The sequence below is a fragment of the Enterococcus raffinosus genome (assembly GCF_019175485.1).
Taxonomy (GTDB): Bacteria; Bacillota; Bacilli; order Lactobacillales; family Enterococcaceae; genus Enterococcus_A; species Enterococcus_A raffinosus.
This window is the reverse complement of the sequence record NZ_CP072888.1, coordinates 2815637-2838844: the sequence shown is the minus strand read 5'-3', so window position 1 is coordinate 2838844 and position 23208 is coordinate 2815637. Positions and strand designations below refer to the sequence as shown.

The window sequence follows — 23208 nt, the reverse complement described above, 5'->3', positions numbered from 1 at the left end:
CATTCCTCCAATAATTCTACTAATTCTTTATTATGCTTTTGTTGCTTTTAGTTGAGACATGTAAGCTTCAACTTTTTCTCGTTCTTCTTCTACCCCTACACCGATAATGATTTGGATATGTTTACCTTTATCAACGATTCCAGAGGCTTTGACCTTTTCTTTCAAAATGGACATGTTCACTTTTGTCTCATCTTTGACGTCAACACGAAGTCGGGTGTAGCAATTGATGATGTTTTCAATATTGTCAGCACCACCTAAACCTGCTACGATATTTTGTATTTGTGGCTCAAATTCCGAATTTTCATCAATAACATCTACAGTAGAATCGATAGAAGCGGCATCCATTGTTTGATCCTCTGCCGATTTCTTTTCTCTTCCTAAAGTTGGGATGTTTAAACGAATAATCAACGTTTTGAAGACGAAATATTCAAGTAATGCTGTAGCTGCGATTACAATAGGCAACAGATATTGATGCCCTAACGAGCTAGGGAATGCAAAACTATTTATAATCATATTGATCCCAGTATCAAATTGAATATTGATTCCGACAATGTTTGTGATAAATAGCGTCAAACCGTATACAACAGAATGAGCTAACCAAAGTACAGGAGATAAGAATAAGAATAGAAATTCTAACGGTTCAGTAACTCCCGCTAAAAATGCAGTAGTGACAGTAGGAATCAAAATTGCTGCGACTTTTTTACGGTTCTCTGGTCGAGACGTTTTCCAGATGGCAAACGCAATACCAATTGGTAATGAAATGGACCCTAGATTAGATAGGTAACCAATAGAAGGATGCATAGTAGTAATTTGACTAGCATTGCCTAATTCAGCTAACCAGATGTTAAATGCTCCATTGTACATTTGGCCAGCGATCTCTGCAGACCCTCCCAGTGGAGTATAAAAAATTGGCATCCATAAGAAATGATGCAAACCTAATGGCAATAACATCCGATTCAAGAATCCATAGAAGAAGAACCCAGCCGCCCCAGCGGTTGTAGTTGTTTTAACTACAGATTCTACTCCAGCATTGATGATCGGCCATACATAAGTGATCCCAATAGCGAATAAAATAGTAGCGAATACGATCAAGATGTAAACGGATTTCGTACCTGAATAAGGAGAAAGATATTTGTGCAGTTTAATTTCTCCAAATTTATTCACCATAAAACCAACAAACACACCTAAAAGAATACCTAAAAACACACCCATATCGGTTACTTGAATACCGAAAACCATTCCTTGACCAGTACCGTAAAGCCCTTGTTCTCCAGCCTTTGCTAGTCGATCAGTCAGAGTCAACCAAGCATTGTTTGCATACAAAAAGATGAGATAGGTAACAATACCAAGTATGGCAGCATCTGTTTTATATTTTGGTTTTGCTAATGCTGCAGCAATTCCGACACAAAAAATGGCGCTTAATTGACCAATCATCCCTCCAGAAAGAATATTGAAGACAAAATTTCCGACCTCTTTTGAAAAGGAAGGCATAACTTCCAGTTTTAAGATTGCACATACAGAGAGGATGATCCCGGTTACCGCCATGAACATAACTGGTTGAATAATGGCTTTAGAAAAGGTACTTGCTGATTTCATAAACTTTTCTTTCATTTGTTGTTCACCTCTATTTTTTTCTTTTTCATTTTTTAACTGACAGGAATTCGTATGTCACCGTAATGACAAGTTTCTATTTTGTTCTGAATGAAGAGCTCTTTCATTTGAGGATCACATAATAGTGCTACTTCTCTTGTTCGTTGAATATTAAAAGAGGAGTGGAAATACAAGTGCTCATCAACGAAAGCTGGATGGACCATCAATTCGGTTATTTGTTCGTCCGCCACTTGGTTCAAGACCGATTGAATCTCTTCAAAACATTGTTTACGGTTGGATTCTAATGGAGTTGTGAGATCACGAATATGCTTATGGTTCATAAGATCTAAAAAGCCAGTAATACATTTTTGATGAGGCAAAGCGACTTGTTCTTCTAACCCATAAGCATTTCTAAAACACAGTTGATACTTTTCCGCAATTTTTTTAGTAATTTCTTGATTTTCCGGAAATGTATGAACATGATGATGACTGTCAAGGTGTGTTAGTTCCAGACCCTGTTCTAATAGGTAATCAATTTGACTAGACCATTCTTCAAAAATCTCTTGTTCATCCATGTTTGATCGATTTGTTTTATATTCCTTCAATCCGAAGAAATTTCCATCTTCCTTCACTAAAGTAGAACGTTCGTACAAAGGCGCGCCGCATGTCAAAACTAAATGTCCACCAACACCGAATGAAGGATTTTCTTTGGCCAATTCAATCGCTTCATCACAGCCGGGCATATTTGCCATCAATGTTGCTGATGTTAAAACTCCTTTTTTAAAAGAGTTGATGATCCCTAGGTTCACAGCTGTTGAATACCCAAAATCATCGGCATTGATAATAACTTTTTTCATATTTAAACCTCGCTTATTAAAGAAATTACTTTCATACAATTGTATTTGCTTTCTTTATGCTCGTAGTATAGTATAAATAGAGAGCGCATACAACGCTTGTAAATAAGGTTGGTTTCGCTTTCTATAAATGAAATTACTTTCACGGAGGACCAGGAATGGTGAAGATTTATTACTTCAATCGTCTTTTTCCAAATAATCATCTTCGACAAGATGACGAAAAAATAATAGAAAGTATCATTGAAGAAATTGAAAATGGACTCACTGTAAGCATCAAAGCAGTTGCCGAAAAAAATTATACTTCGCAGTCTTCCATCAGTCGATTAGCTAAGCGAGCAGGATTTAATAATTTTAAAGAATTGATTTTCTTTTTAACCAATACATTTTCTGTGAGTTCATCGAATCAATTAGATTCGCTGCCTTTTGTTTCCGCAAATCAGGAATGGGATAGAATAGACGAATGTTTTACAAATGCTTTTTCTACAAAGAAAATCTATTTATTTGGCGAAGGATTTTGTCAATTTCTAGTAGAGTATACGTATAGAAAGTTACTTTTGAAAAAAATCTATGCGATAGATTTAGAAGGTGTAGAGATAAAATTAGTATCTGACGAAACCCCGCATACGTTGATTACCTTCTCGCAATCGGGTGAAAATAAACGTGGCCTGATTAAAATGAAAGAATGCAAAGAGTATGGGGGTACAGTGATTGCATTGACTGCAACAGAAGGCAGTAGTTATGTGAGAGAGAGTGATCTTTCTTTCATTGTCGAACGAGGCGCAACTGGAGTCGATCAGGAAAATCAGAATTTGAATTATTTTTACGGAAATTCCCTCAATTTAATTGAATACTTGATTGATCGATGTACACAAAAAAAGTAAGCTCTCATTGTAGAGCTTACTTTTTTTATAGGAGTTATTCTAACGACCATTGACTGCTCCAAGCACCTTGGTGTATTGGTCCGTATTCTAGGTAACCAAGATTATTTTCAATGTGGATCACTTGATCGGGTTTCCAACGATTGATAAAGCGGGAGTACCCATTTATGGTTTCTTTCTTCCATTGGCCACTATAAGCAGTTTCTTGCAAATGACTATGTTCGACAAAGCCTTTTTGATTTTCTACATGTAGAATCTCTCCGGTTTCAACGTTTTTGATCAAGAAGTACTCTCCTTTGGGAACAAGTTGCCATTGAGCGTTCTCTCCAGCGGAATCAGATAAGCTGACTTTTTCAGAAGTAGTATCTAAGTGAATAAACTTTCCTGTTTCATGGTTTTTTAGAGATTGCTTAGGAAGCTCATAGCCCTCATTTTTTTTGTACACTCGAACATAATCAATCGCCCATTCTTTAGGAAAAACGTCATTGTGTTTTCCTGATCCTGAGTCCGTATAGATATTTAGTATCATGCCCATGGGATAATCGGGTGCTTGATTAATGGTTCTGAATAATTTTCCATCAAAATAGAATTTTAAAGAACCAGGTTGCCAATCCAACGCATAAGTATGGTAGTCATTAGTAAGACTATCTAAACCAACTTCACCAGGAACAACAGCTTCTGATCCTCCTAAAGTAGACGTGGTACTATCTGTCCACGAAGTAGAAAAGAAGGGGTCGTTCCAGCCAAAGGTACAAGCCTGCCATAACCCTTTGAGTCTATTTTCTTCCGTTACTCCCTTGGTGCCTACAGGTCTTTCCACATTCTCACTATAGTCGAAGAATGTTTCAATGATGTCTATTTCTCCAGTTTCTTTTGAGTTTGCCCAATCATTTGTATCATTTTGCATACCCACAAGCCACCATGCTTGGTGACCGCCTCCCAGTGATTTACTTAATTTTGCTCGAATTTCAAAATAGCCGTAAGTAGTCGCGTATCCGCCAGTTTCAGCATCTCCGAGCATTTCTTCTTCTTTTGGAATAGGGGACATCAGCTTGTCCGTGTTCGCAAAATTATGAATCCAATTCTTATTGAAGGATTGAATAGCACTTGATTTCACACCATTGGTCCCGTACCCATAATTGTCTTTATCAAGAGTGGGTGCCCACGGTTTTTGATCTTCTTCAATAGATTCAATCAAGGCACCGTTCTCGAAACGATAATTTGCCTTCGCATCTGCTGGATTATCTGCCCAATGTTCTAAGTAACGATCTGTCCATTTACTTTGGTCTAGCTCAGGACCATTGAATTCGTCATAAAAATCTAAACGATACCCCTCTTTTTCAGGAATAACTTCTGCGGCATCGGCTGTCATCCCGACTCCAAGTAAAGCAGTAGAAACAACTAAACTATAAAACAACTTGTTCATTTTAGTAACCCCTTTCATAATTAGCTGTTTTCAAAGTACCATGTTCTAATAATTTAGAGGTTAAATAACGAATGTTTTGGTTCTGTTTTCAAAATAAGGAACTACTTTCAGTCAAAATAACAGCTATCACGTCGGATTCGAAAATAGGTTTCATTTTGACAAAGTACACCTAAACACCAAAATGGTTTTAGTTCCTGATCATGCAGGTTTTAACGAGTACATCAATCCAATACAGAGGATGAATCACTATTTGATCGTGTATTGGATTGTTAATAAGAAAGAAGTTGCTTTGATTTTTTATCAGGGCTGTTTCTCTATTCGCTTTTTACTTACAAGCCAAGCATTCTTCCTCCAGCTTTCCTTCGTTCCGTTGGTTATAGTCGGCCCCCCATTGATGCAGCACCTTAAGAACGGATTTCAGTGAATAGCCATAATCTGTGATTCGATAGCTGACCATCAACGGCTTTTCTTGAAGGACCTGACGCTTGATCAATTGGTCATTTTCTAAATCCTTTAATTGCAGAGAAAGCATTCTTCGGGTGATCCCCGGAATTTTCCGTTGCAGCTCACTATAGCGATGCTCGCCTTCAAAAATTAGATGATACAATATGACGCTTTTCCATCTACCGGAGATTAATTGCAGCGTGGATTCAACGGGACAGCCCGTTTCACAATTATAAATTTTTCTTTCCATAATTAATATCCTCCTACTTATAAGAGAGACTGACGTCCAATTTTACTAGTCTCTTTTTATCACAGACGGATACTGGCGTCTATCATTTCATCTTTCCTTGTTATTGAGAAGGAGGTATAAAAAAATTCCCTAATTTACATATGTAGACGATAGGCTTATGCTAGATCTGCAAATCAATTACTAATTTTGATTTCCTAAAAAAACAGATAAGGGAGAATGACCAATGGATAAAAGAAATGAAATTTTGAATGCGCACAAACGCCGCTTTGCAACAAAAGCCTTCGATCCAACGAAGAAAATCGCTGATGAGGATTGGGCAACGATTCTTGAAGCAGGCCGCCTATCACCAAGCTCTTTTGGGTACGAGCCTTGGAAGTTTTTGTTAGTGGAAAATCAGCAGGTTAAAGAGGATTTGCAGGACATCGCTTGGGGAGCACGCAATAGCTTGAATGGCGCGAGTCACTTCTTGATCGTGTTGGCTAGAAAGAATTTGACAGGCGATAGTGCCCATGTAAAGCACATGGTGGAAGACGTTTTCGGTGTGCCTTATTCCGAATCTTCTCCTCAGACAATTTTCTTTGACAACTTCCAGAAAAAAGATTTTAATTTAAGCACGGAACGTGAGCTGTTTGATTGGGCATCGAAGCAGACGTATATCGCTTTAGCGAATATGATGACGACTGCTGCCTATCTGGATATTGATAGCTGTCCGATTGAAGGGTTCAATAAAGATGCCGTTGAACACTATTTGTCTGAAAAGGGCTATGTTGATCTAGCGGAATTTGGTGTTTCTTATATGGTTGGTTTTGGCTATAAAGACCAAGTGCAGCCAGAGAAAAAACGTCAAAGCTTATCAGATATCTATCAAGTGATTCAATAGTGTCGAATCTTAGGAGGTCAATGAGTATGTCTGAAGAAAAAAAGATCCATGCAATTGGTTTTTTTGAAGGATTGCCAATCGACGATCCCAATAGTTTTATCGATACGCTGGAAGAAATGCCCAAAGCAGTTGGAAGAGATCTGCTGATTAAGGTGGAAGCTGTATCTGTTAATCCAGTAGACACGAAATTACGTCAAACGGCCCGTAAGAGCAATGCCCTTAGAGTCTTAGGCTTTGATGCAGTCGGCGAGGTTGCAGCGGTAGGAAATGAGGTCGAAAACTTCAAAGTCGGAGACCAAGTCTTTTATGCAGGAACTACGTCGCGCCGCGGAAGCAATCAAGAATATCAAATAGTCGACGAACGAATTGTTGCCCTTGCGCCTGAAAAGCTTTCTACAGAAGAAGCGGCCGCACTGCCACTAACGTCGTTGACTGCCTATGAATTGCTATTCGACAAATTCAATATTGTACCAGAAAAGGATTCCGCCAAAGGAAAGTCCATCTTAGTCATAAACGGTGCTGGCGGCGTAGGCTCTGTTCTCAATCAATTAGCGAAATGGGCTGGCTTAGAGGTGTTCGCCACCTCCAATCCGAAAAACTTTGACTGGTTGGCGAAGGTCGGTGTCGATCATCCGTTAGACTATCATCAAGATCTTAAAGCACAGCTTAGAGAAATCGGGACAGAAACCTTTGATTACATTGCTGTTTTATTCGATATTACAAAATATCTCGACACGATCAAAACAATGATCAATCCATTTGGTCATGTAGGAACGATCGTAGGGATTAAGGAACCCTTAGAGCTTGCGGAATGGAAGAACAAATCCGTTTCGTTTGATTGGGAGTATATGTTCGCCAAGACGGACTATGGCTATGACCTTGAATCCCAAGGACAAGCTTTGAAGACGATCGCAAAATTAGCCGATGACGGAATATTGATTCCCACCGTCAGCAAAATCTATGACACAGGAATCAATGCCGATAACTTAAAACGTGCCACGAAGGATGTCGAATCAGGACATATGCTAGGGAAAGTGGTTATCAGCGGAGGCTTTTAAAAAGGAAGAGTGGAGTTGTGGCAGAAGTCTTGTCGCAACTCCATTTTCATATTACGTGAGATTATTCTTTATTTTTTAGCTGGTAAGTCGCATAGTTGTTACCCCTATAATTATCGTAATTACTGTGATTACATGGTATAATAAACGAGAGAAAAGCAGGCAGGTGATTACTATGGATACAGTAAAAACACGCAAACAAGGAAATGCTGTGATGGTAACCTTAGCAAGTAAATTTGAGGTACCAGCAGGGAAGACCTACTATATTTTTCAAGAAGCTGACGGTACTATTTTATTGATCCCTAAAGTGGAGGATTATTTTGCACAAGCGAAAGCCAATGAATTTATTGATCCCGAAGATGAATTAGCTAGTAACTTTAAAGTGGAAAGCAGGCAACTCGATGAATAGTATCAAGCAAGGAACGATCATTTATATTGATTTTGATCCATCGAAGGGCAGCGAGATAAAGAAGCGAAGACCGGCTGTAGTAATCAGCAGAGATGAATACAGTCTATCGTCAAACTTAATTATCGTATGTCCGATTACTAGCACGGATAAAAAACGCCCTTACTTTGTTGAAATCGACAATGATGCTTTGAAAAAAGGGAGTATGGTCAATGCAAAACAAGTGTATACGCTTGTTTTTACTGAACGTGGAGGCAGGAATATTGAGATACTAGGTGAAGTATCCACAAGAGAATTTATCAATATTGCCCAACACGTGCAGATGAATTTTAATTTTCCAGTCTAATGCTTAGTTACGAATCATTAAAAAAGTTGTCAGCCACTCACTTAGAGTTAAAAAATCACTGAACATATTCCCACTTTAAAAGAGCCTTGAATGCTCTTTTTTTTTGCGTATTTATATCAAAAAACGCAGCCTAAAGGTAGGCTGCGTTTGAAGGATCAAAAGTTTATTTTCTACTTAATGTCCCCTTTAAAAACTCTTCATCATTGGGGTCGCCTGAACCTCGTTGGTTTTTATCCAAAGAAGCGATGAGAGTCATTTCTTCATCTGTTAAGGTGAAATCAAAGACATCGATATTTTGTGCGATCCGTTCTGCATGGACTGATTTTGGAATCACGATGATTTCTCGTTGCAAGTGCCAGCGTAGGATCACTTGCGCGACTGACTTGTTGTGGGCTTCAGCGATTTTCACTAATGCAGGATCGTCCAGAACATTGCTCTTGCCTTGTCCAAGAGGGCCCCAAGCTTCATGTGCGATATCCAAGCTCTTCAAGTAATCATTCATTTCTTTTTGCTGGAAATAAGGATGTGTTTCAATTTGGTCAACGGTTGGCTTAACTTTAGCACTTGCCAATAATTTTTCCATATGAGGTTTTTCAAAGTTTGATACCCCGATGGATTTGATTAAGCCGTCGTTGTACAAGCTTTCCATTGCCCGCCATTTTTCAGTATAGCCTTCACTTGGCCAGTGAATCAAATATAGATCCAAATACTCTGTTTGAAGCTTTTTCAAGGACTCGTGGAAGGCGGCGATCGTTTCATCATAGGTCGTATTGCTGTTCCATACTTTTGACGTAATAAATAGGTCTTCACGTTTTACATCACTTTCAGCCAATGCTTCACCAAGCCATGCTTCGTTGTGGTAAATAGTTGCCGTGTCAAAGTGACGGTAGCCGTCCTTCAAGGCCACAACTACTGAACGCTTCAAGTCATCGGCATTTTGAACCTTGAAAACACCTAGACCTAGCTGAGGAATCAGCTGACCGTTGTTTAGTTTCAATTGTTCCATTAAGAAAACCTCCTAAATAGTCTATATCTAAGTATAACGCTGTCAGAACAATACTGTAACTATTATGCTTTATTGTCTAGAAGTAATTATGTCTGATACAAGCTTTTTTGCATTAATTCAAAAAGTGAATTTTTTAATTTTTTTTAGAAATATTTATTTTTTACTATAGGTAGAATTGAAAAAGTGACGAAAGTTATAATAAATGTGTTCAGATTCTCAAAAAAGAGTGGGGTAGTGCGATGAAAAAAACTAGTAAAAATCGTATACGTGACCATGTAGAGGAAAAGTATCGCGCGAAGATGTACAGGGTGTGGAAACAGACATTTGCCAAAGGCCTGCCGTTACTTGTTTTATTGCTAGGCTGCACATTGTTTTTTTGTCCGGATAATGCACGAGGAACTGTCTGGCAAGCCAACTCGATTGAAACCATTAGGACCAAATTAAAAGCAGGACAGAATTCGTATACCTTTGAGGAAGGAGATACCTTTTATAATATCGGTCTCGCAGTGAATGTAAAATGGCAAACGTTGATGGCGTTGAACGGCTTTGAAGAAGGTAGTCAGTATACGGTCCCTGTTGGAACGACGATCACCTTTGATGGCTCTAAGATTACGGTGACAGATCAAAATGGAAGCGTTATCTCAGAAAAGGAACTCGGTGAAGAAGATAAGCTCGATCCGTCTAAGCCTTTTGCAAATCAACCATCAGATACAGATAAGCAAGCCGCTCAAGTAAGTGGGACCGAAAATAAAACGACCACAGCTAAAAGAGCTGTACAAACGACGGGGGTTAACGAGCAAGCAAAGCAAACAGAAGCACCGATCGATAAAAAACAAGCCGAAAAAGAAAAGCAAGCGGCAGAAGCAGCGAAGGAACAAGCTGAAAAAGAACGGCAGGAAGCGGAGCGATTAAAACAAGCAGCAGAACAGAAATTAACAGAGGCGTTAAACAAAGAAAATAGTCTATCCTATGCAGAATTGCAGACAAAACAAGCCGCGGCAACGGCCAAAGTGACCGAAGCACAGGCGAAATATGATGGACTTACAGCTCAACTCACGGGTGTAGAACAAAAGGTCCTTGCGGCAACGACCGCTCAACAAGCCGCTCAGGTCGCTTTAACAACCGCTCAAGGAACCATCAGTCAAGCAACGACAAATTATGGGAACGCACAGCAACGAGTGATAGAGGTTAGCGGACAAATCTCTGTTTTACAGAGCCAAGCTGGAGAAGATGCGAATATTCAGGCGCAACTCGCGCAATTGCAGCAGCAGCTTTCAACGGCACAAGGAGAGTTAGACACCTATGGTTCGCAGTTAGCGGCGGCGCAGCAGGCAGTGGCTGAAGCACAGGCAGCCTATGATGCAGCCGCAACCGCTCTAAATGCAGCAATTGCTGAAAAGGCAGCGATCGAAGCGGCTATTGGACAAGCGCAAACGACATTAGTGGCAGCCCAACAAGAATTAGCCAATTTGCCTAGTCTATCAACGGCGGCAACCAGTGACGAGGCAAAGAAAATCCAAGCAGAATTGGCACAATATTCGAAGCGTATTTCCACCCTAGATAAAAAAATTATTGAGCTGGCCAGTAAGATACAGACGCTCAACGAACGCATTGTAGAATTGGATCAGCTTATCGAAGGTATCACTACAGTGGCAAACAAAGTCGAAGCAGATGGAAAAGAAGCAAATAATTCTGCGTCAGAGGCCAATCAGAATGCAGACAAAGCAAACGACACGGCAGACGAAGTTGAAAACAATTTACCTCATATTCCAACTAACGAGGACAAATTTGTAACAGTCATGATCGATGAAGCAGGAAACGTACTTACAGATACGGAAGGCTATGTGAAAGTTTTTGAATCTGAACCCGTAAAAACAGTGGAGACTCTTGCCAATGGCGATACAATCACGACCTACACAACCACAGTGACCTATCACAAAATAGTCAATACCGATGAAGAAGTAACCATCAATATCGATGAAGCGGGGAATGTTCTGACCAGCTTAGAGGGCTACTTCAAAATCCACGAATCTGAACCAGTAAAAACAATTGAAATACTTGTCAATGGGGATACGATTACGACCTATACGACGACCGTAACGTACCACAAAATTCAGAACGAGAATAAATTTGTAATAAAAAATGTGGATGAAGCGGGGATAGAATTAACCGATCTGACAGGTTACGAAAAAGTAAGCGAATCTGAACCAGTGAAAAGCGTAGAAGAGTTAGCGAATGGAGATACGATCACCACTTATACAACGACCGTAACTTATAAGAAAGTCTCAACCAAGGACCCGATCATCGAAGCCATCAAACCAGCAAATGATCCCGTGATCAAAGCAATTAGAGAACAAGTAGAGACAGATGATACCAGAGTCACGCTTGAACAGGCAGATCAATTAGTCAATGTTGCCTTCTCTAAAGAAGTAGCGAAGCATTTTGAGAAGCTGGTTCAGGAAGAGCAAGAAAAGTATGGCGAGACCAAAATCAACAATACAAAAGATGAGGCCGCGTACCGTGAAATCGCGGAGCGCGCGGTAGAAGTCATGTATAAATTTAATCATGCGCGTCCGACCAATCTGGCGAGCGAAGAAACCTATGTAGTCGATCGCGAAGTCGGATCAGAAAAAATGGGCTTCTGGAGCGAAAACATTTCCCAGACCTCCGTCAGAAAATCTGAGGTGAATGATGATTCGGTACTCATGGCGCAATTGATTGCTCAACGAATGTTCAATCAATACATTGAAAGTGAGCGAGAAGCCGGAAGGGCCGGGGACTATGTCAACGGTGGACACTACATGAATATCATCCAATCAGGTCATTCAGACATGGTACTCGCTGTGTTTATTGTTGAGGATGAGGAGGATCCAGGCTACTATAGAATTTCGACGACTGTCAGCACAGGATTCGTTTCGATTGTAAAATAGAAAAAGTGAAGTGCCCATAAATTCGTTAGGGCACTTCACTTTTTTATTCGAAAATAAATAGGTCTGTAACGGGGGTATCGACGACCTTCGCAATATCTAACGCAAGCTTTAGGGAAGGATTGTATTGTGCTTTTTCCAGCCGCATAATTGTCTCCCTGCGAACACCCACCAAGTCCGCCAGCTGCTCCTGCGTCAACCCTTTTAACGTCCGATATTTTTTTAAGTGTGATTCGAATTTTACATTCATTTAACCAGCCTCAGTTTCAAATCGGTATAAGAAATATTTACTAAGAAATAAAACAATACCATAGATTAACGACATTGAGCTTAACATAAAAATCGCACACCATTCAAGATTCCAGGCTAACATTCCGCCGCCGATCAGCCAGATAGTCAAGAACAACAAAATGAAGCCGATTTTGTAAGCCTTCAGTTCCGCCCGCTTTTCATTTTCCTCGTAAAGCTCATCCTTCAAGGTGTCCGATAATTTGCCCTCGAAATAGAAGCCAAAAAAGCCAAAGAAAACAAACGCGAAGCAAGGATAAATGATGCCAAACCGCCAATACGTCCAAAAACCAAGAAACCCTAGAAAACCAGCAAAGCCGCAAAGTCCCAGCATCGGGTGAATATTTCTTGTTCGATTCTTTTCCACGGTCTTATTGCGCCATACGACTTTGAAAAGGACAGCTACTAAATACAACACATAAAAAATGACTAGGAACAAAGCAATCCACATAGGTAAATCCTTCATACGAAAGACATATTCAGATACGTCCGTCGGTTCTACTAAACGACTTTCATTATATACGACTGAATGAAACACAGCCAATGCTAAAACAACCATACATCCAATTCCCAACAGTATTAAATTTTTAATCTTTTTCTTTGTCATCTAAAAGCTCCTCCTATGATACATATTTATCACTTTGTGAGATAAATATATCACATAGAAAAAGAAAATCAATAGAAAAGTGATAAATAAATCACTTTTTTATCGAAACCAGTGCAAACGAAAATAGAGGATAGAAGCAGCCAGCGCTGTTTCTATCCTCTATGTATGTTGATTATCTCCAACCTAATTCAGGAGCAACATCTTTTACGATAGTATCTAATAAATGAATATTGTAGTCGACGCCTAATGTATTAGGGATCGTAACAAGTACCGTATCCGCTTCTTTGATTGCTTCATCCTCTGCCAATTCTTTAGCAATCTTATCAGGTTCGCCGGCAAAGGTCTTCCCGAAGATCGTTGGGTTTTGATGGTAAGCAAGGAAACCAACTTGATCGTAGTTTGCATCGTCGCCTTGATGCCCGAATAATTGGCGGTCAAGATCAGTCGTGATCGGTTGAATCGAACGTGTTACCAATGTACGCGGTTCAAAGTCATGACCCGCTTCTTTCCACGCTTCCTTGTATGCACGCAATTGTTTCGCCTGTTGAATATGGAAAGGCTCATTCGTTTCATAGTTTACCAAGGTAGAAGATTGCAGGTTCATTCCGTGTTGTGCTGCCCAGATCGCGGTTTGGGTTGAACCAGCACCCCACCAGATACGTTGACGTAAGCCTTCTGAGTAAGGTTCCAAGCGCAATTTTCCTGGTGCTTGTGGAAACATTGGTTGTGGATTCTGTTCAGCGAAACGTTCGCCTTCAAGCAGCTTCAAAAATTCCAACGTCCGTTCACGAGTGATGTCTTTGATTTCTTCTTCGCTATAGTCGTAGCCGAAATATTTCCAGCCATCCAGCACTTGTTCAGGTGAGCCACGGCCCACGCCTAATTCCACTCTTCCTTGGGTAATAATATCTGTTAATCCGGCATTTTCCGCCATCATATAAGGATTTTCGTAACGCATATCGATCAAGCCAGTACCGATTTCGATCTTACTTGTCTTTGCGCCAATCGCTGAAAGTAATGGAAATGGTGAGCCAATTTGATCGGCAAAATGATGCACCCGATAATAGGCACCATCAATTCCAATTTTTTCCGCTTCGACTGCTAAATCAATCGATTGTAAATAAGAATCTTGAGCCGTTTTAACTAGGGACCCTTGATCCATCCAATGACCAAAACTTAAAAATCCGATTTTTTTCATAGTAGAGAACCTCCTTCAAGCTATGTAAGTTTACTTACTTTTAATAAGTTAAATAGATTCTACTACGTTCATTGTGAAAAAGCGAGGAATTGTTCTCGGTGGAAGGAGGCATGAAAGGTATAGAAAGCATTGGTCGAAAGAGATAATAAGAAGAAATAAAAAAACACGGGTAGAATAATTCTCTTATTTTTAAATAAAATTCTCTAAAAATTCTGTCGCTACCCGTTCGAAGGATTCGTCATAATCAACGATCAATTGCTTCAAAGGCTCGATCTGACTGATTTTCTTGCCTTGACTTTGGACCTCTAGTAATAGTTCCTCGCCGTTCAAACGAAAATCGACAAACACTTCATCCTCGATGTTTGTTTCTAAATAATCGATTAATGTTTCAAAGTAACCTTCCGCTAGCGGTTCCGCGACTTCCATTAATACATGCTCCAGCAAGTTGTCCACATCTGTATTCTTATATAGAAGGAAATGCTTGCTGACAAAAGAGGAGTTATACACATTCACAAGGTGAAAATCTAGAAATTGCAGATATTCTTCGACCTCGCCGATTTTTTCTAAGCTATTAAACACCTTGCGTAAGATGCGCAGCAAGGCATCGTCCAGCACCGCATCAAAGATTTCCTTTGGATAGTAGGCTTCGATTTGTTCCTCTTCTTCAAAAAAGCTCGCTTGTACTTTTTCAAAGTAGCAGCCTTCGGGTTGATCTTTGACAAAGAAGCTTACTTGCATGTTCATTTTGTTCACCTCGTTAAAATTATCGAATACGCAACGATCTAATTATTGTTCACGATCTTCTGAATTTCTTCCGCAAGCTGGCGAATCACATTCGGCGCGCTATTGCGGAAATCTTCCACAAATGAACCAGAGAGGCTTTCGACAGTGCCGACTTCCTTGTTCATAATGTCAAAAAAAGCGAGGGTCTTGTCTGCTGGCTGCCATTTTACTTTCCAGTAAGGGCCTTCCAGGTCGCCATCGAGAATTTGCTGGCTATTATCCAAGACAGCTTGTCGAATCACGTCTTCTTCAGTGATGTTGTTGCCCTTTTCTTTCAGATAGTTCAGTTTTTGTTCGATTTCATACATATTTTCGGGTACTAATGAATACATTTTTTTGACTCCCTTTCTCGCAGATTACGAGAGCTTATTTCCTATAGTTATACTTAAATTTGCGTAAATCTGCAAAGAAAACCCCTTATATCGCGTGGATATAAGGGGTTTGAACCTATTCTCGCCAATATTCTGGCCGCATAAATTCATCGGAGCATTGAACCGTACCAGAGTAATCCTCGAATGGGAAGTCAGCAAGCAACGACTGAACCATCCAAGCCTCTTCTTTCCCTTTTTCAACAGGATAGGGCGGCTGAAAATGAAGCGGCAAAGCCGGCTTGAATCCATGTCGCGGATAATAGTCGATATGACCTAAGACAAAGACTAGGTCAACGTGCTTTTCTTTCAAAAGACGCAGCCCTTCTTTGATTAGCTGTCCGCCGATCCCTTGCTTCTGGTAATCCGGTACAACAGCTAAGGGGGCAAGAATCATGGCTGAAAGCGAATCTTCCGTAGTAACCGTTGCTTTCGTGAAAAGAATATGACCAACCGCTTCCTCTTCAACAAAGGCCAAAAGAGACAGGAGCGGTTCGGCAGTCGGATCTGCCATCAGCTTCTTGGTTAACTCTGCCTCGTCTACTTCACCAAAAGCTCGCTGTTCTACTTGATAGATCGTTTCGTTGTCTTTCTTCGTTGTTTCTCGAATCGTAATGTTCATTGTTTTGCTCTCCTTATTTGAATGATAGTTTTCATTGAGTTAAGAGCAAATCACCGATAATAAACACAAGTTAGTCAAACAAGAACCTCCTTTGTTTTATACTTCCATTTTAAAAGAAGCGACGGAGAAGAACAAGCGATGATGTATGAATCTGTGAATCCTAATCAACACCTGCGGAGTCTTCTCCACAGGTGTATATTTTCCATTCAGTCGTCACGGATCACGCCCGCTCAGCCAATGATTGACAAGGGCAATGATCAATCCAACAAAGAGTGGCGCAAGGACATATCTTATCAGCTCACTCAAGAGGCCTCACCCCCTTCCTAGTGGAGGTCGACGACATGAGTGGGGTGTACCTATGCGTAAGCTACTTGAGAAAGACAGAAGTTAGCTGCGGGAGATATCGTCAGGTGGTCTTCCGATTAGATCTTTTTTCTTTCGCTTTCTTTTTCTGAGGAACCGATCGATCAGTTTAGTTCGTACTTTTGGCTGATCATTAGGCTCTAGTGACTGTTCAACAGGTGCATCCACAGACGGATCGTTAAATGATGTAATTGGTTGTTTTCCGATTTGCGAAACATTTTTTATTAATGAAAGAGGGTTGTTTCTCGCTGTCATCGGATGTGTCAGTTGAACAGTTGATTTATCCACAGAAACAGGCGTCTGTGAATAGTTTTCCTCAGATTTATCCACATTATCCACACTTTTAGTAGGATAAGTTGTGGGAAAGCTAGTTTTTTCATGCGAAGCTGTGGATGTCTGTGTGCATTCTTCTGTGGACAGTTCGTTCTCTTTATCAAAAATGATCGTTTCTGTAGTGGTCACGATCTTTGCTGTTACAACAGAATCAAATAGTTTTACGCCATTTTGTTCAAAAATATCTAAGGTCGTCAGTAATTCGCAAGCTTCTTTGATCGTTTGTGCAGGCAGACTGTTATCCACATCTTTATAAGTCCAATCGTGTTCGCTTCCTAGACTGTTCGTAAATGTCGCGACTAAATCATGTGTCATGTGCTCGTTTCCTTTCTCTTAATATTTTACGCAAGGGACTTTTTCTCAAGGTTCATTCGTTTCAGCGGGACGGACTTTTGAGAGTAAGGAACGGACGATAGACAAGGCGGTTTCGCCAAAGTTACGGACAGGGAAGGTTTTCATTTTTAGTGCTCGCCATTCAGGAGCCATGAAGTAATCCTTAAAATAGTAGAAAAATCGCTTCATAGTGCGAGTCGCCTTCGTATGCATAAAAATCTCACGAACGAGATCCTTCAGAATGTTGGCAAACTCCTTTGCACCAAGCTGGTAACGCACACGCAATGTGAGAATGTATTTGATCGTTAAGGAACTATTTTGTGTTCTGTAGTAATACTCAGAGATTCGTTTTTCCAAAGTTTTTGGTTTTAGTTGGAACAATTGTCGGTAATTCAAGGGCTGCTCATTCATCGGATCTCATCCTTTCTTTTTAGTAGAGGAAGGCGGCGGCTGCGCCGCACTTCCTCAAGGTGTCTGCTTAGAAAATAACTGTTTCTACCGTTTCGATATATTTAGCGCCGACGACTTGGTTATAGAGCTTTTCGCCGTCCTTTTCGAATAAGTTTAGCAGCGTCATTTTTTCTAAAATGGCTTGGATATCTTCAGGGGCTTTTCCTTCACCTGGATTTTGGTAGCTCCATGTCTGAGAGCGACCACCGCTCGTCTTATAAACCGATACAAGTTTTTTCATTTATCGTTTCCTCCTAATTTTTAGTCACACGCGATTGGCTGGTGATGATGACGCCATCTAGTAACGTGCCGTCTTGGTCTAGTTCTGCCATGATCTCGCCTAGTTTAATGATTTCTGCTTCGTCAGGGTTATCCACAACATTTGAGAAAGTAACTTTTTTCAATTTTTCCACACCTGGTAAAGATAGGTGAACCTGTAATTTCGTTGCTAGTTTTTGGATCATTTTGATTCCTCCATGTTTTCATTTGTTCCGGCCGGTGACTAAAAGATAAAGGATTTCAAAAAGAAAGGCGAATCGCAAATTGACCAAATGTACCCCAAATTGACCGTTTTGTAAGCTGGAACCCGCATTCCACCGTTCAAAAACGGTTAATTCGGGGGGAGAAGTGTTAATTTGCAATTTGATAGAGAAGGTATTTTTGATTATAATAAAAGGCTTATAAAACTGATAAGAACGCAAAGAGAGCTGACCACTTCGTTAATGAAGGATCAGCTCTTTGTATATCAATAACTAAGATTAAAGCCACTGGATATCGCCAAATTCTTGCGTATCATCCATCAATGGACTGCAATGATAAAGAGAATAAGTGATTTGGTAGAGGCGATTGATCTCGCCAATTGCTGTGCGGAATTTTTTTAGACGCTCTTTTTTGCTTAATGTACGCGCAAAAGGAGTGTTGGGGAAAAATAAGTAATCTAGAGGACATTCCCCATGAATCACGTAATGAAAAACACCGCGACGAATGGTTGCTAGGACTAGACAAGCGGTCTCTGCATGGGTAACGAAGCGTCGTCGATGAACAGGAAGAATCAGGATCAGATCATTGATCATTTGTACATAGTGTTGTCCATGATGTTTAAAAACTTTTGAAATGGTAAGCGGATTGATCCAGATTGTATGGTCTTTACTTTCTAAAGGAAAAAGCGTAAAGAAGGGGCAAACCCAAGGCATTTTATAGGTTCCAAAATGACCGAGTTTTTTTAAAGAATGCGCTAAGACATGGTAGTCCGAAAAGGAATGGAACGTGGAAAAGCGATGCAACGTTTTTAACGCACTGCTGTCACTGAAAAAAACTTCATCTTCAGTAAAGACTAAGACGCCGGATCTTTCCGGCAGGGAGAGAATGCAAATAATCTCATGAATGGCGGATGAATCAAAAAGGCTTGCTTTCGCTAAATAATGTTCCCACAAGGGTGACCACAGTTTGTCATCTAAATACTCAAAATTGTCCATAAAAATCCTCCTTAATAAATAATATTTCTATACTAAAAATATAACTCAGGTAGAAAACAAAGTGAATTATAACTTTTAAAAAGTAAGTAAAAACAACAAGCAAATAAAAAAACAATCAATAACAGTAAAAGAAAAAAGAAGTTAAATATTTGGTAATAGATGATTTTCTTCTGAAATCATGAATTTTATTCAAAAAAGAAGATAAAAAAGAATTTTTTTCGTGAATTAAGGTGAGTAATTTTGATAAATTTATTAGAGGTAATAGGAGTAAATAAAATTTAAAATAACGCACTATTTTTTTGAGGGTAGGCTGTCAGCAGGGGAGTTTTCCGAAAAGATGGTTAAACAAATTAGCAATAAAGATTATGGTAAAATAATAGATAGTAAATAAACGTTTATAAATAATGAGGAGGAAAGAAATGAAATATTTAAAATTTTTGTTGATTGCATCATTTATGGGAATAGTTTTGACAGGATGCACAAGTGATTCGACAAAAACCGCAGATACTTCAAGTAAACAAGTAAGTTCTAGTACAGTGATGGAGACTTCTGCAAGCAGCACCGTGACTAATTCAACATCAGTAAGCGAACCGATTTCTACTGCCGATACCTCAAAGGCACAAGACAATGAAGCTGGACTAGTAGAAGCTGATATATTGAATAGTGATTATACTTCATTAAACGGAACTTGGAAAAATTCCAATGGGTATCAAGTAACTTTTAATAATGGTGTGGTTACTTTGTCTGGTGAAGGGATTGGGGGACGAACCGAATTCTCGTTGAGTAATCCACGAAAACAAAGCAATGTAATCTTTTTAGCTTTTGAACCGGCACCCGCTCCAAATGGAATGGAAATAATGCTTGCGTTAAAAGGGACTAGCCCATCTGAAGGGCTTAGTACAGATGGGACGGACTTAAATTACGATCGATTTATTATGGGAAACAACGGCGGAACATCATTGTTTGCTCCCAAAGAAAATGGCGGTATTCCTGATACGGCATATTACAGAGAAAAATAGGTATGTTACTTATTTTTAGAGGAACTCTTTTGAACGATCCAAGTTCTAAAACATTTTTGGAGGTATAGTTATAACTTTCAGTAAAAAAATACAACTGAAGTTTGCGGTTATAGGCTGTCAAAATGTAGTTTAACGTTTTGTAATACTTTTTTTTAATAGTACTTGTTCTTTTTTGCATGTTTATTGTTTTTCATTTCAATAGATGAGATTGTTTCATCTATCCGTTTTCTCGGGTGACATTGTCCAACTATAAAATTATCTCTAATTATGTCCAAATAAGACAATATTTAGATGTGAGTAGGAGATGAAAAACTCATTCATCTCCTACTCGCTTCGTTCATTGATTTTTTGGATAAATACTTACCATATATGCTGCGGCAATGAGTAATCCAGATAATACTGTGAAGGCACCAATACCAGTATACATACTGTAAGGAGCCCACGTGCTTAATGCGAGCCAACCGCTGCTAAATGTTATTGGAAAGACGATCAGCATAGCGATCGCTAATATCAGCAGAACTACTGGCAAAACGATAAATTTGGTGATTCGTTTCTTTTGAACTTTTTTGATTCGAATGCCCGTGCAGGATTGTTTTTTGATGCGGAAAATCATAACTAGTGTGCCGATTAATAATGGAACACAGACGAAGGTCATGATGGAAAAAATCTTGTCCATCGTTACCCAGATATCTGGCTTATAAGGCGAGATAGGGTCTCCATCCATGATGTTAATGATATTCTCAGCCATCATATTTGTATTTACCGTCGCGTTGGTATTCGTCAAAACACAGACGCCAATATTTGCATCCGGTTTGATGATAAAGTTTGTAGAATAATTTGGTGTTCCGCCCGAATGTTGAATCGTCCCATCATCTACTACGAACCAACCTGCGGCATAACGTGTCTCTTCATCCACTCGATGGGCTTTATCGGGCTGGTGTGATTTAGTGATGAGGCGTTTCATCTGTGGTTCTACTTCTATCGTGCCTAATTGGATTTGCAGCCATCGACTAATATCCTTTGTACTAGAAATAATGTAGCCAGTCGGAATCAATGCAGGCTTGATCGCTACTTCGTAAGGGTGCGTCATAAAAAAGGATAGACGACTTCCTTGTATGATCGCATCTTTTTTCGTTATCTTTTCAGGATCAGCAGAAGTACTTTGCAATCCTAATGGTTCGAAAATGACTTCCTTTGTAAATTCCGCATAGCTTTTCCCAGTAATCGTTTCAATGAGCAACCCTAAAAGCACATAGTTCGCATTGGCATAAGCGTATTGATCGGAAGGATAAGATACTAATTCCGCTCCCGCGAAGGTATGCCCGTATTCCTCAAGCGTCATTTCAGCTTTGGCTGTGGGGAATTTGCTTTCATCATTTGTGAATCCGCTGGTTTGATAGACTAGGTTCGCAATTGAAAGATCTTCATCAGGGACGTTCTTCCCATCATACTTCACTTTGAACCAAGGCAGATGCTTCGCGACTGAGTCATCAAGTGAAAGCAGGCCTTCATCTTCTAACCATAAAATACTTAAGGCTGTGAAGGCTTTTGAAGTGGAACCAATAGTGTATAGCGTATTTTGATCCGCAGTCTGGCTTCCTTTTGAAAGAAAGGATACGTTATCACCACGTATCATCCCCGTAGATACACTTGGTATTTTAGCCTTGTCGACATGCTCTTGTATCATGCTGGAAATTTCCTCTTGCTCCGTTGCCGCGGATGCCGAAATGGAAGAAATCGTCGCAGAAAAAACGACCAACAATAGTGTGAATAAACCCATTACACTTTTTAATTTTTTCATAGAACCTCCTTTTAGTCTTTCTTTCATTGTACGATTAAGAAATTCTGAGTACATCAGACGTAAGTTGTAAGATGAAAAATTATTTTTTTACGTTTTCTTTCATTGTGGCGATGTTTTCTTGAGGAGTATGATTAGAAATTGGTCTAACTTTTGAAGGATGATTTAAAATTGAAGCATTTTTATCAACCAACACCGTTAAGGGTCGCGACGAAACCAATAATAGGTATTTTTCAACCGTTAGCGATCAGTAAGAATTAATTGTTTCATTTTATATAGTGTTCTTTTATCAATAGTTTAATCTGAAAAATATGATTGTATTTTCCTTTTGTTGAAACTGTTATTGAGGAATATGCTAATTAATGTTAAATTATAAAATAAGAAACACGTGTTATAAAATGTGATAAGGGGAGTTTGTTTTGAATAAGGGATTAGTTTTTATTTTAGGTCTTACATTAGTAATTATTGTTGTATCAGTTGTACTATTTTGGAAATTCAATATAAAAGATGCGAACAAAAAAGAAAAAACTGCATCAAATGTTATAAAAGAATTTTTACCGCTTCTTGTGGCATATGTTGCTATTCTTCCAGCTGCATTACCGTACATACTGCCTGACGATAGAACGGCGGTATATTTTCCGGGATATGAGGATAAAATTGAAGAAGTAAATGAATTAAAAAAAGAAAATGATGAACTGAAAAAAACTATTGCCGATCAAACGCAGGAGCAAAGTAAGCTGTCGGAAAAAAATAAGGATTTGAGCAAGAAAAACTTTGCTGAATTAAGTAAGGTTGCTTTGGTATCAGATGGATTGCCCATTAAGGATGGAAATAACACAGTAGCAAGTGTAAATGGTTCCACCTACTACAACGAAGATATCGTTAAAAATCTAGTTGGCGAGGATGCGAATTTTGATGAGGACTCAAAAACTGTGTATATCGGCTCTGAATCTGATCAGAAAGTGACGAAGCAATTATTGTCTGATCAATACAGTATGTTATATGGTGGAGAACATTATGAATCTTTAAAAGAACCAGAAGAAGAATACCATGTGGGTGGAGAGCTTATTAAGGATGGATTTGTTTTTGAGAGTTCTTTGTTCTACGATAGCGTAGCATTATTGAATACGAATCAAAAGTTTACTAAAGTAGCATTCGATATAGGAAAAGTTGACGAGTCAAAAGGGTCGCTAGAAGATGGGAAGTTAAAAGTAAGTCTTAACGGAGAGAACAAGTATCAAGAGACCGTCAAAGCAGACGTAACGTCGACACATTATGAATATGATATTACAGACGTAAAAACACTAAAATTGGAACTTTCTGACAGTGGTTCAGCATTTGGTGTTTATAATATGGTTTTTACTAAGTGATATATACCCCGTTAGGATTTTTCTTAACGGGGTAAGCCTGTTTGAATGATTTCATTTTGTTGGGCAATAAAAAAGCATTAGGGATATATCTCGTTTGGTGCTGCATTCAAAATAGAGAAAGTTATCTTAGTAATTATAA

26 protein-coding genes are annotated in these 23208 nt (G+C 39.3%); 8 read left to right on the top strand and 18 right to left on the bottom strand.

Annotated features, from left to right (window positions below; all coding sequences use genetic code 11):
* Positions 1-30: 30 nt before the first annotated feature.
* Positions 31-1611, bottom strand: coding sequence for a PTS transporter subunit EIIC (locus tag J9537_RS13875; RefSeq protein WP_028020038.1), 1581 nt, complete (start codon positions 1609-1611; stop codon positions 31-33).
* 35 nt (positions 1612-1646) lie between these two features.
* Positions 1647-2447, bottom strand: a complete 801-nt coding sequence (locus J9537_RS13870) for a carbohydrate deacetylase (RefSeq protein WP_010745164.1) — start codon at positions 2445-2447, stop codon at positions 1647-1649.
* A gap of 155 nt (positions 2448-2602) precedes the next feature.
* Between J9537_RS13870 and J9537_RS13865 the strand changes: the two genes are divergently transcribed.
* Complete coding sequence (locus J9537_RS13865; protein ID WP_010745165.1) at positions 2603-3325, top strand: MurR/RpiR family transcriptional regulator; 723 nt, start codon at positions 2603-2605, stop codon at positions 3323-3325.
* Between the two features lie 34 nt (positions 3326-3359).
* Here the strand turns inward: J9537_RS13865 and J9537_RS13860 are convergent, their stop codons facing one another.
* Both J9537_RS13860 and J9537_RS13855 read right to left on the bottom strand, forming a co-directional pair.
* Entirely contained in the window at positions 3360-4748 is a 1389-nt protein-coding gene (locus tag J9537_RS13860; RefSeq protein WP_010745166.1) for a glycoside hydrolase family 16 protein, read from the bottom strand.
* 325 nt (positions 4749-5073) lie between these two features.
* Positions 5074-5442 carry a winged helix-turn-helix transcriptional regulator gene (locus tag J9537_RS13855; protein WP_010745167.1) on the bottom strand — a complete coding sequence of 123 codons (369 nt, stop codon included), beginning with the start codon at positions 5440-5442 and terminating at the stop codon, positions 5074-5076.
* A gap of 223 nt (positions 5443-5665) precedes the next feature.
* On the opposite strand from J9537_RS13855, the gene J9537_RS13850 reads away from it, so the two are divergent.
* The 4 genes from J9537_RS13850 (at position 5666) to J9537_RS13835 (ending at position 8129) form a co-directional block, all read left to right on the top strand.
* Positions 5666-6322: an NAD(P)H-dependent oxidoreductase gene (locus J9537_RS13850; RefSeq protein WP_010745168.1), complete on the top strand. Its 657-nt coding sequence runs from the start codon at positions 5666-5668 to the stop codon at positions 6320-6322.
* 26 nt (positions 6323-6348) lie between these two features.
* The gene (locus J9537_RS13845) at positions 6349-7380 is read left to right on the top strand and encodes a zinc-binding alcohol dehydrogenase family protein (protein ID WP_010745169.1); all 1032 of its coding nucleotides are present in this window, start codon (positions 6349-6351) and stop codon (positions 7378-7380) included.
* A gap of 172 nt (positions 7381-7552) precedes the next feature.
* The gene (gene mazE / locus J9537_RS13840) at positions 7553-7786 is read left to right on the top strand and encodes a type II toxin-antitoxin system PemI/MazE family antitoxin (protein ID WP_010745170.1); all 234 of its coding nucleotides are present in this window, start codon (positions 7553-7555) and stop codon (positions 7784-7786) included.
* The gene (locus J9537_RS13835; RefSeq protein ID WP_010745171.1) at positions 7779-8129 is read left to right on the top strand and encodes a type II toxin-antitoxin system PemK/MazF family toxin; all 351 of its coding nucleotides are present in this window, start codon (positions 7779-7781) and stop codon (positions 8127-8129) included. The genes mazE and J9537_RS13835 overlap by 8 nt, the downstream gene beginning before the upstream one ends.
* A 163-nt stretch (positions 8130-8292) precedes the next feature.
* Here J9537_RS13835 and J9537_RS13830 read toward each other — a convergent pair whose 3' ends face one another.
* A complete protein-coding gene (locus J9537_RS13830; protein ID WP_010745172.1) occupies positions 8293-9135 on the bottom strand; it encodes an aldo/keto reductase in 843 nt (280 codons plus the stop codon).
* 239 nt (positions 9136-9374) lie between these two features.
* On the opposite strand from J9537_RS13830, the gene J9537_RS13825 reads away from it, so the two are divergent.
* Positions 9375-12065, top strand: a complete 2691-nt coding sequence (locus tag J9537_RS13825; RefSeq protein ID WP_010745173.1) for a LysM peptidoglycan-binding domain-containing protein — start codon at positions 9375-9377, stop codon at positions 12063-12065.
* Between the two features lie 43 nt (positions 12066-12108).
* On the opposite strand, the gene J9537_RS13820 is transcribed toward J9537_RS13825, so the two are convergent.
* From J9537_RS13820 to J9537_RS13765, 12 genes are all read right to left on the bottom strand, one after another.
* A complete protein-coding gene (locus J9537_RS13820; RefSeq protein WP_010745174.1) occupies positions 12109-12312 on the bottom strand; it encodes a helix-turn-helix transcriptional regulator in 204 nt (67 codons plus the stop codon).
* Positions 12313-12957: a DUF2178 domain-containing protein gene (locus J9537_RS13815; protein WP_010745175.1), complete on the bottom strand. Its 645-nt coding sequence runs from the start codon at positions 12955-12957 to the stop codon at positions 12313-12315.
* 172 nt (positions 12958-13129) lie between these two features.
* Positions 13130-14155 carry an LLM class flavin-dependent oxidoreductase gene (locus J9537_RS13810; RefSeq protein ID WP_010745176.1) on the bottom strand — a complete coding sequence of 342 codons (1026 nt, stop codon included), beginning with the start codon at positions 14153-14155 and terminating at the stop codon, positions 13130-13132.
* Between the two features lie 189 nt (positions 14156-14344).
* A complete protein-coding gene (locus J9537_RS13805) occupies positions 14345-14899 on the bottom strand; it encodes a hypothetical protein (RefSeq protein ID WP_010745178.1) in 555 nt (184 codons plus the stop codon).
* 38 nt (positions 14900-14937) lie between these two features.
* Positions 14938-15270 (bottom strand): hypothetical protein, encoded by a 333-nt coding sequence (locus J9537_RS13800; RefSeq protein WP_010745179.1) that lies wholly within the window; start codon positions 15268-15270, stop codon positions 14938-14940.
* A gap of 115 nt (positions 15271-15385) precedes the next feature.
* Positions 15386-15928 (bottom strand): GNAT family N-acetyltransferase, encoded by a 543-nt coding sequence (locus J9537_RS13795; protein WP_010745180.1) that lies wholly within the window; start codon positions 15926-15928, stop codon positions 15386-15388.
* Positions 15929-16141: 213 nt separating this feature from the next.
* Positions 16142-16234 carry a type I toxin-antitoxin system Fst family toxin gene (locus J9537_RS13790; protein ID WP_111945260.1) on the bottom strand — a complete coding sequence of 31 codons (93 nt, stop codon included), beginning with the start codon at positions 16232-16234 and terminating at the stop codon, positions 16142-16144.
* Positions 16235-16315: 81 nt separating this feature from the next.
* On the bottom strand, positions 16316-16939 hold the full coding sequence (locus J9537_RS13785; protein WP_010745181.1) for a DUF2922 family protein: 624 nt from the start codon (positions 16937-16939) through the stop codon (positions 16316-16318).
* Positions 16940-16984: 45 nt separating this feature from the next.
* Positions 16985-17368: a hypothetical protein gene (locus J9537_RS13780; RefSeq protein ID WP_010745182.1), complete on the bottom strand. Its 384-nt coding sequence runs from the start codon at positions 17366-17368 to the stop codon at positions 16985-16987.
* A 67-nt stretch (positions 17369-17435) separates the two neighbouring features.
* Entirely contained in the window at positions 17436-17648 is a 213-nt protein-coding gene (locus J9537_RS13775; RefSeq protein WP_010745183.1) for a DUF2922 domain-containing protein, read from the bottom strand.
* A gap of 13 nt (positions 17649-17661) precedes the next feature.
* Complete coding sequence (locus tag J9537_RS13770) at positions 17662-17871, bottom strand: hypothetical protein (protein WP_010745184.1); 210 nt, start codon at positions 17869-17871, stop codon at positions 17662-17664.
* A 294-nt stretch (positions 17872-18165) separates the two neighbouring features.
* Positions 18166-18882, bottom strand: a complete 717-nt coding sequence (locus J9537_RS13765) for a hypothetical protein (RefSeq protein WP_010745185.1) — start codon at positions 18880-18882, stop codon at positions 18166-18168.
* A 419-nt stretch (positions 18883-19301) separates the two neighbouring features.
* Here J9537_RS13765 and J9537_RS13760 point away from each other — a divergent pair, with 419 nt between their 5' ends.
* Positions 19302-19901: a DUF6287 domain-containing protein gene (locus tag J9537_RS13760; protein ID WP_010745186.1), complete on the top strand. Its 600-nt coding sequence runs from the start codon at positions 19302-19304 to the stop codon at positions 19899-19901.
* A gap of 337 nt (positions 19902-20238) precedes the next feature.
* Here J9537_RS13760 and J9537_RS13755 read toward each other — a convergent pair whose 3' ends face one another.
* Positions 20239-21702, bottom strand: coding sequence for a serine hydrolase domain-containing protein (locus J9537_RS13755; protein WP_010745187.1), 1464 nt, complete (start codon positions 21700-21702; stop codon positions 20239-20241).
* A gap of 416 nt (positions 21703-22118) precedes the next feature.
* Between J9537_RS13755 and J9537_RS13750 the strand changes: the two genes are divergently transcribed.
* A complete protein-coding gene (locus tag J9537_RS13750) occupies positions 22119-23069 on the top strand; it encodes a bZIP transcription factor (protein ID WP_010745188.1) in 951 nt (316 codons plus the stop codon).
* Positions 23070-23208: the final 139 nt, after the last annotated feature.

Excerpts from the sequence above, each read along its gene's own strand:
- J9537_RS13875 (WP_028020038.1), bottom strand. The coding sequence starts at position 1,611 with ATGAAAGAAAAGTTTATGAAATCAGCAAGTACCTTTTCTAAAGCCATT.
- J9537_RS13870 (WP_010745164.1), bottom strand. The coding sequence starts at position 2,447 with ATGAAAAAAGTTATTATCAATGCCGATGATTTTGGGTATTCAACAGCT.
- J9537_RS13865 (WP_010745165.1), top strand. The coding sequence starts at position 2,603 with ATGGTGAAGATTTATTACTTCAATCGTCTTTTTCCAAATAATCATCTT.
- J9537_RS13860 (WP_010745166.1), bottom strand. The coding sequence starts at position 4,748 with ATGAACAAGTTGTTTTATAGTTTAGTTGTTTCTACTGCTTTACTTGGA.
- J9537_RS13855 (WP_010745167.1), bottom strand. The coding sequence starts at position 5,442 with ATGGAAAGAAAAATTTATAATTGTGAAACGGGCTGTCCCGTTGAATCC.
- J9537_RS13850 (WP_010745168.1), top strand. The coding sequence starts at position 5,666 with ATGGATAAAAGAAATGAAATTTTGAATGCGCACAAACGCCGCTTTGCA.
- J9537_RS13845 (WP_010745169.1), top strand. The coding sequence starts at position 6,349 with ATGTCTGAAGAAAAAAAGATCCATGCAATTGGTTTTTTTGAAGGATTG.
- mazE (WP_010745170.1), top strand. The coding sequence starts at position 7,553 with ATGGATACAGTAAAAACACGCAAACAAGGAAATGCTGTGATGGTAACC.
- J9537_RS13835 (WP_010745171.1), top strand. The coding sequence starts at position 7,779 with ATGAATAGTATCAAGCAAGGAACGATCATTTATATTGATTTTGATCCA.
- J9537_RS13830 (WP_010745172.1), bottom strand. The coding sequence starts at position 9,135 with ATGGAACAATTGAAACTAAACAACGGTCAGCTGATTCCTCAGCTAGGT.
- J9537_RS13825 (WP_010745173.1), top strand. The coding sequence starts at position 9,375 with ATGAAAAAAACTAGTAAAAATCGTATACGTGACCATGTAGAGGAAAAG.
- J9537_RS13820 (WP_010745174.1), bottom strand. The coding sequence starts at position 12,312 with ATGAATGTAAAATTCGAATCACACTTAAAAAAATATCGGACGTTAAAA.
- J9537_RS13815 (WP_010745175.1), bottom strand. The coding sequence starts at position 12,957 with ATGACAAAGAAAAAGATTAAAAATTTAATACTGTTGGGAATTGGATGT.
- J9537_RS13810 (WP_010745176.1), bottom strand. The coding sequence starts at position 14,155 with ATGAAAAAAATCGGATTTTTAAGTTTTGGTCATTGGATGGATCAAGGG.
- J9537_RS13805 (WP_010745178.1), bottom strand. The coding sequence starts at position 14,899 with ATGAACATGCAAGTAAGCTTCTTTGTCAAAGATCAACCCGAAGGCTGC.
- J9537_RS13800 (WP_010745179.1), bottom strand. The coding sequence starts at position 15,270 with ATGTATTCATTAGTACCCGAAAATATGTATGAAATCGAACAAAAACTG.
- J9537_RS13795 (WP_010745180.1), bottom strand. The coding sequence starts at position 15,928 with ATGAACATTACGATTCGAGAAACAACGAAGAAAGACAACGAAACGATC.
- J9537_RS13785 (WP_010745181.1), bottom strand. The coding sequence starts at position 16,939 with ATGACACATGATTTAGTCGCGACATTTACGAACAGTCTAGGAAGCGAA.
- J9537_RS13780 (WP_010745182.1), bottom strand. The coding sequence starts at position 17,368 with ATGAATGAGCAGCCCTTGAATTACCGACAATTGTTCCAACTAAAACCA.
- J9537_RS13775 (WP_010745183.1), bottom strand. The coding sequence starts at position 17,648 with ATGAAAAAACTTGTATCGGTTTATAAGACGAGCGGTGGTCGCTCTCAG.
- J9537_RS13770 (WP_010745184.1), bottom strand. The coding sequence starts at position 17,871 with ATGATCCAAAAACTAGCAACGAAATTACAGGTTCACCTATCTTTACCA.
- J9537_RS13765 (WP_010745185.1), bottom strand. The coding sequence starts at position 18,882 with ATGGACAATTTTGAGTATTTAGATGACAAACTGTGGTCACCCTTGTGG.
- J9537_RS13760 (WP_010745186.1), top strand. The coding sequence starts at position 19,302 with ATGAAATATTTAAAATTTTTGTTGATTGCATCATTTATGGGAATAGTT.
- J9537_RS13755 (WP_010745187.1), bottom strand. The coding sequence starts at position 21,702 with ATGAAAAAATTAAAAAGTGTAATGGGTTTATTCACACTATTGTTGGTC.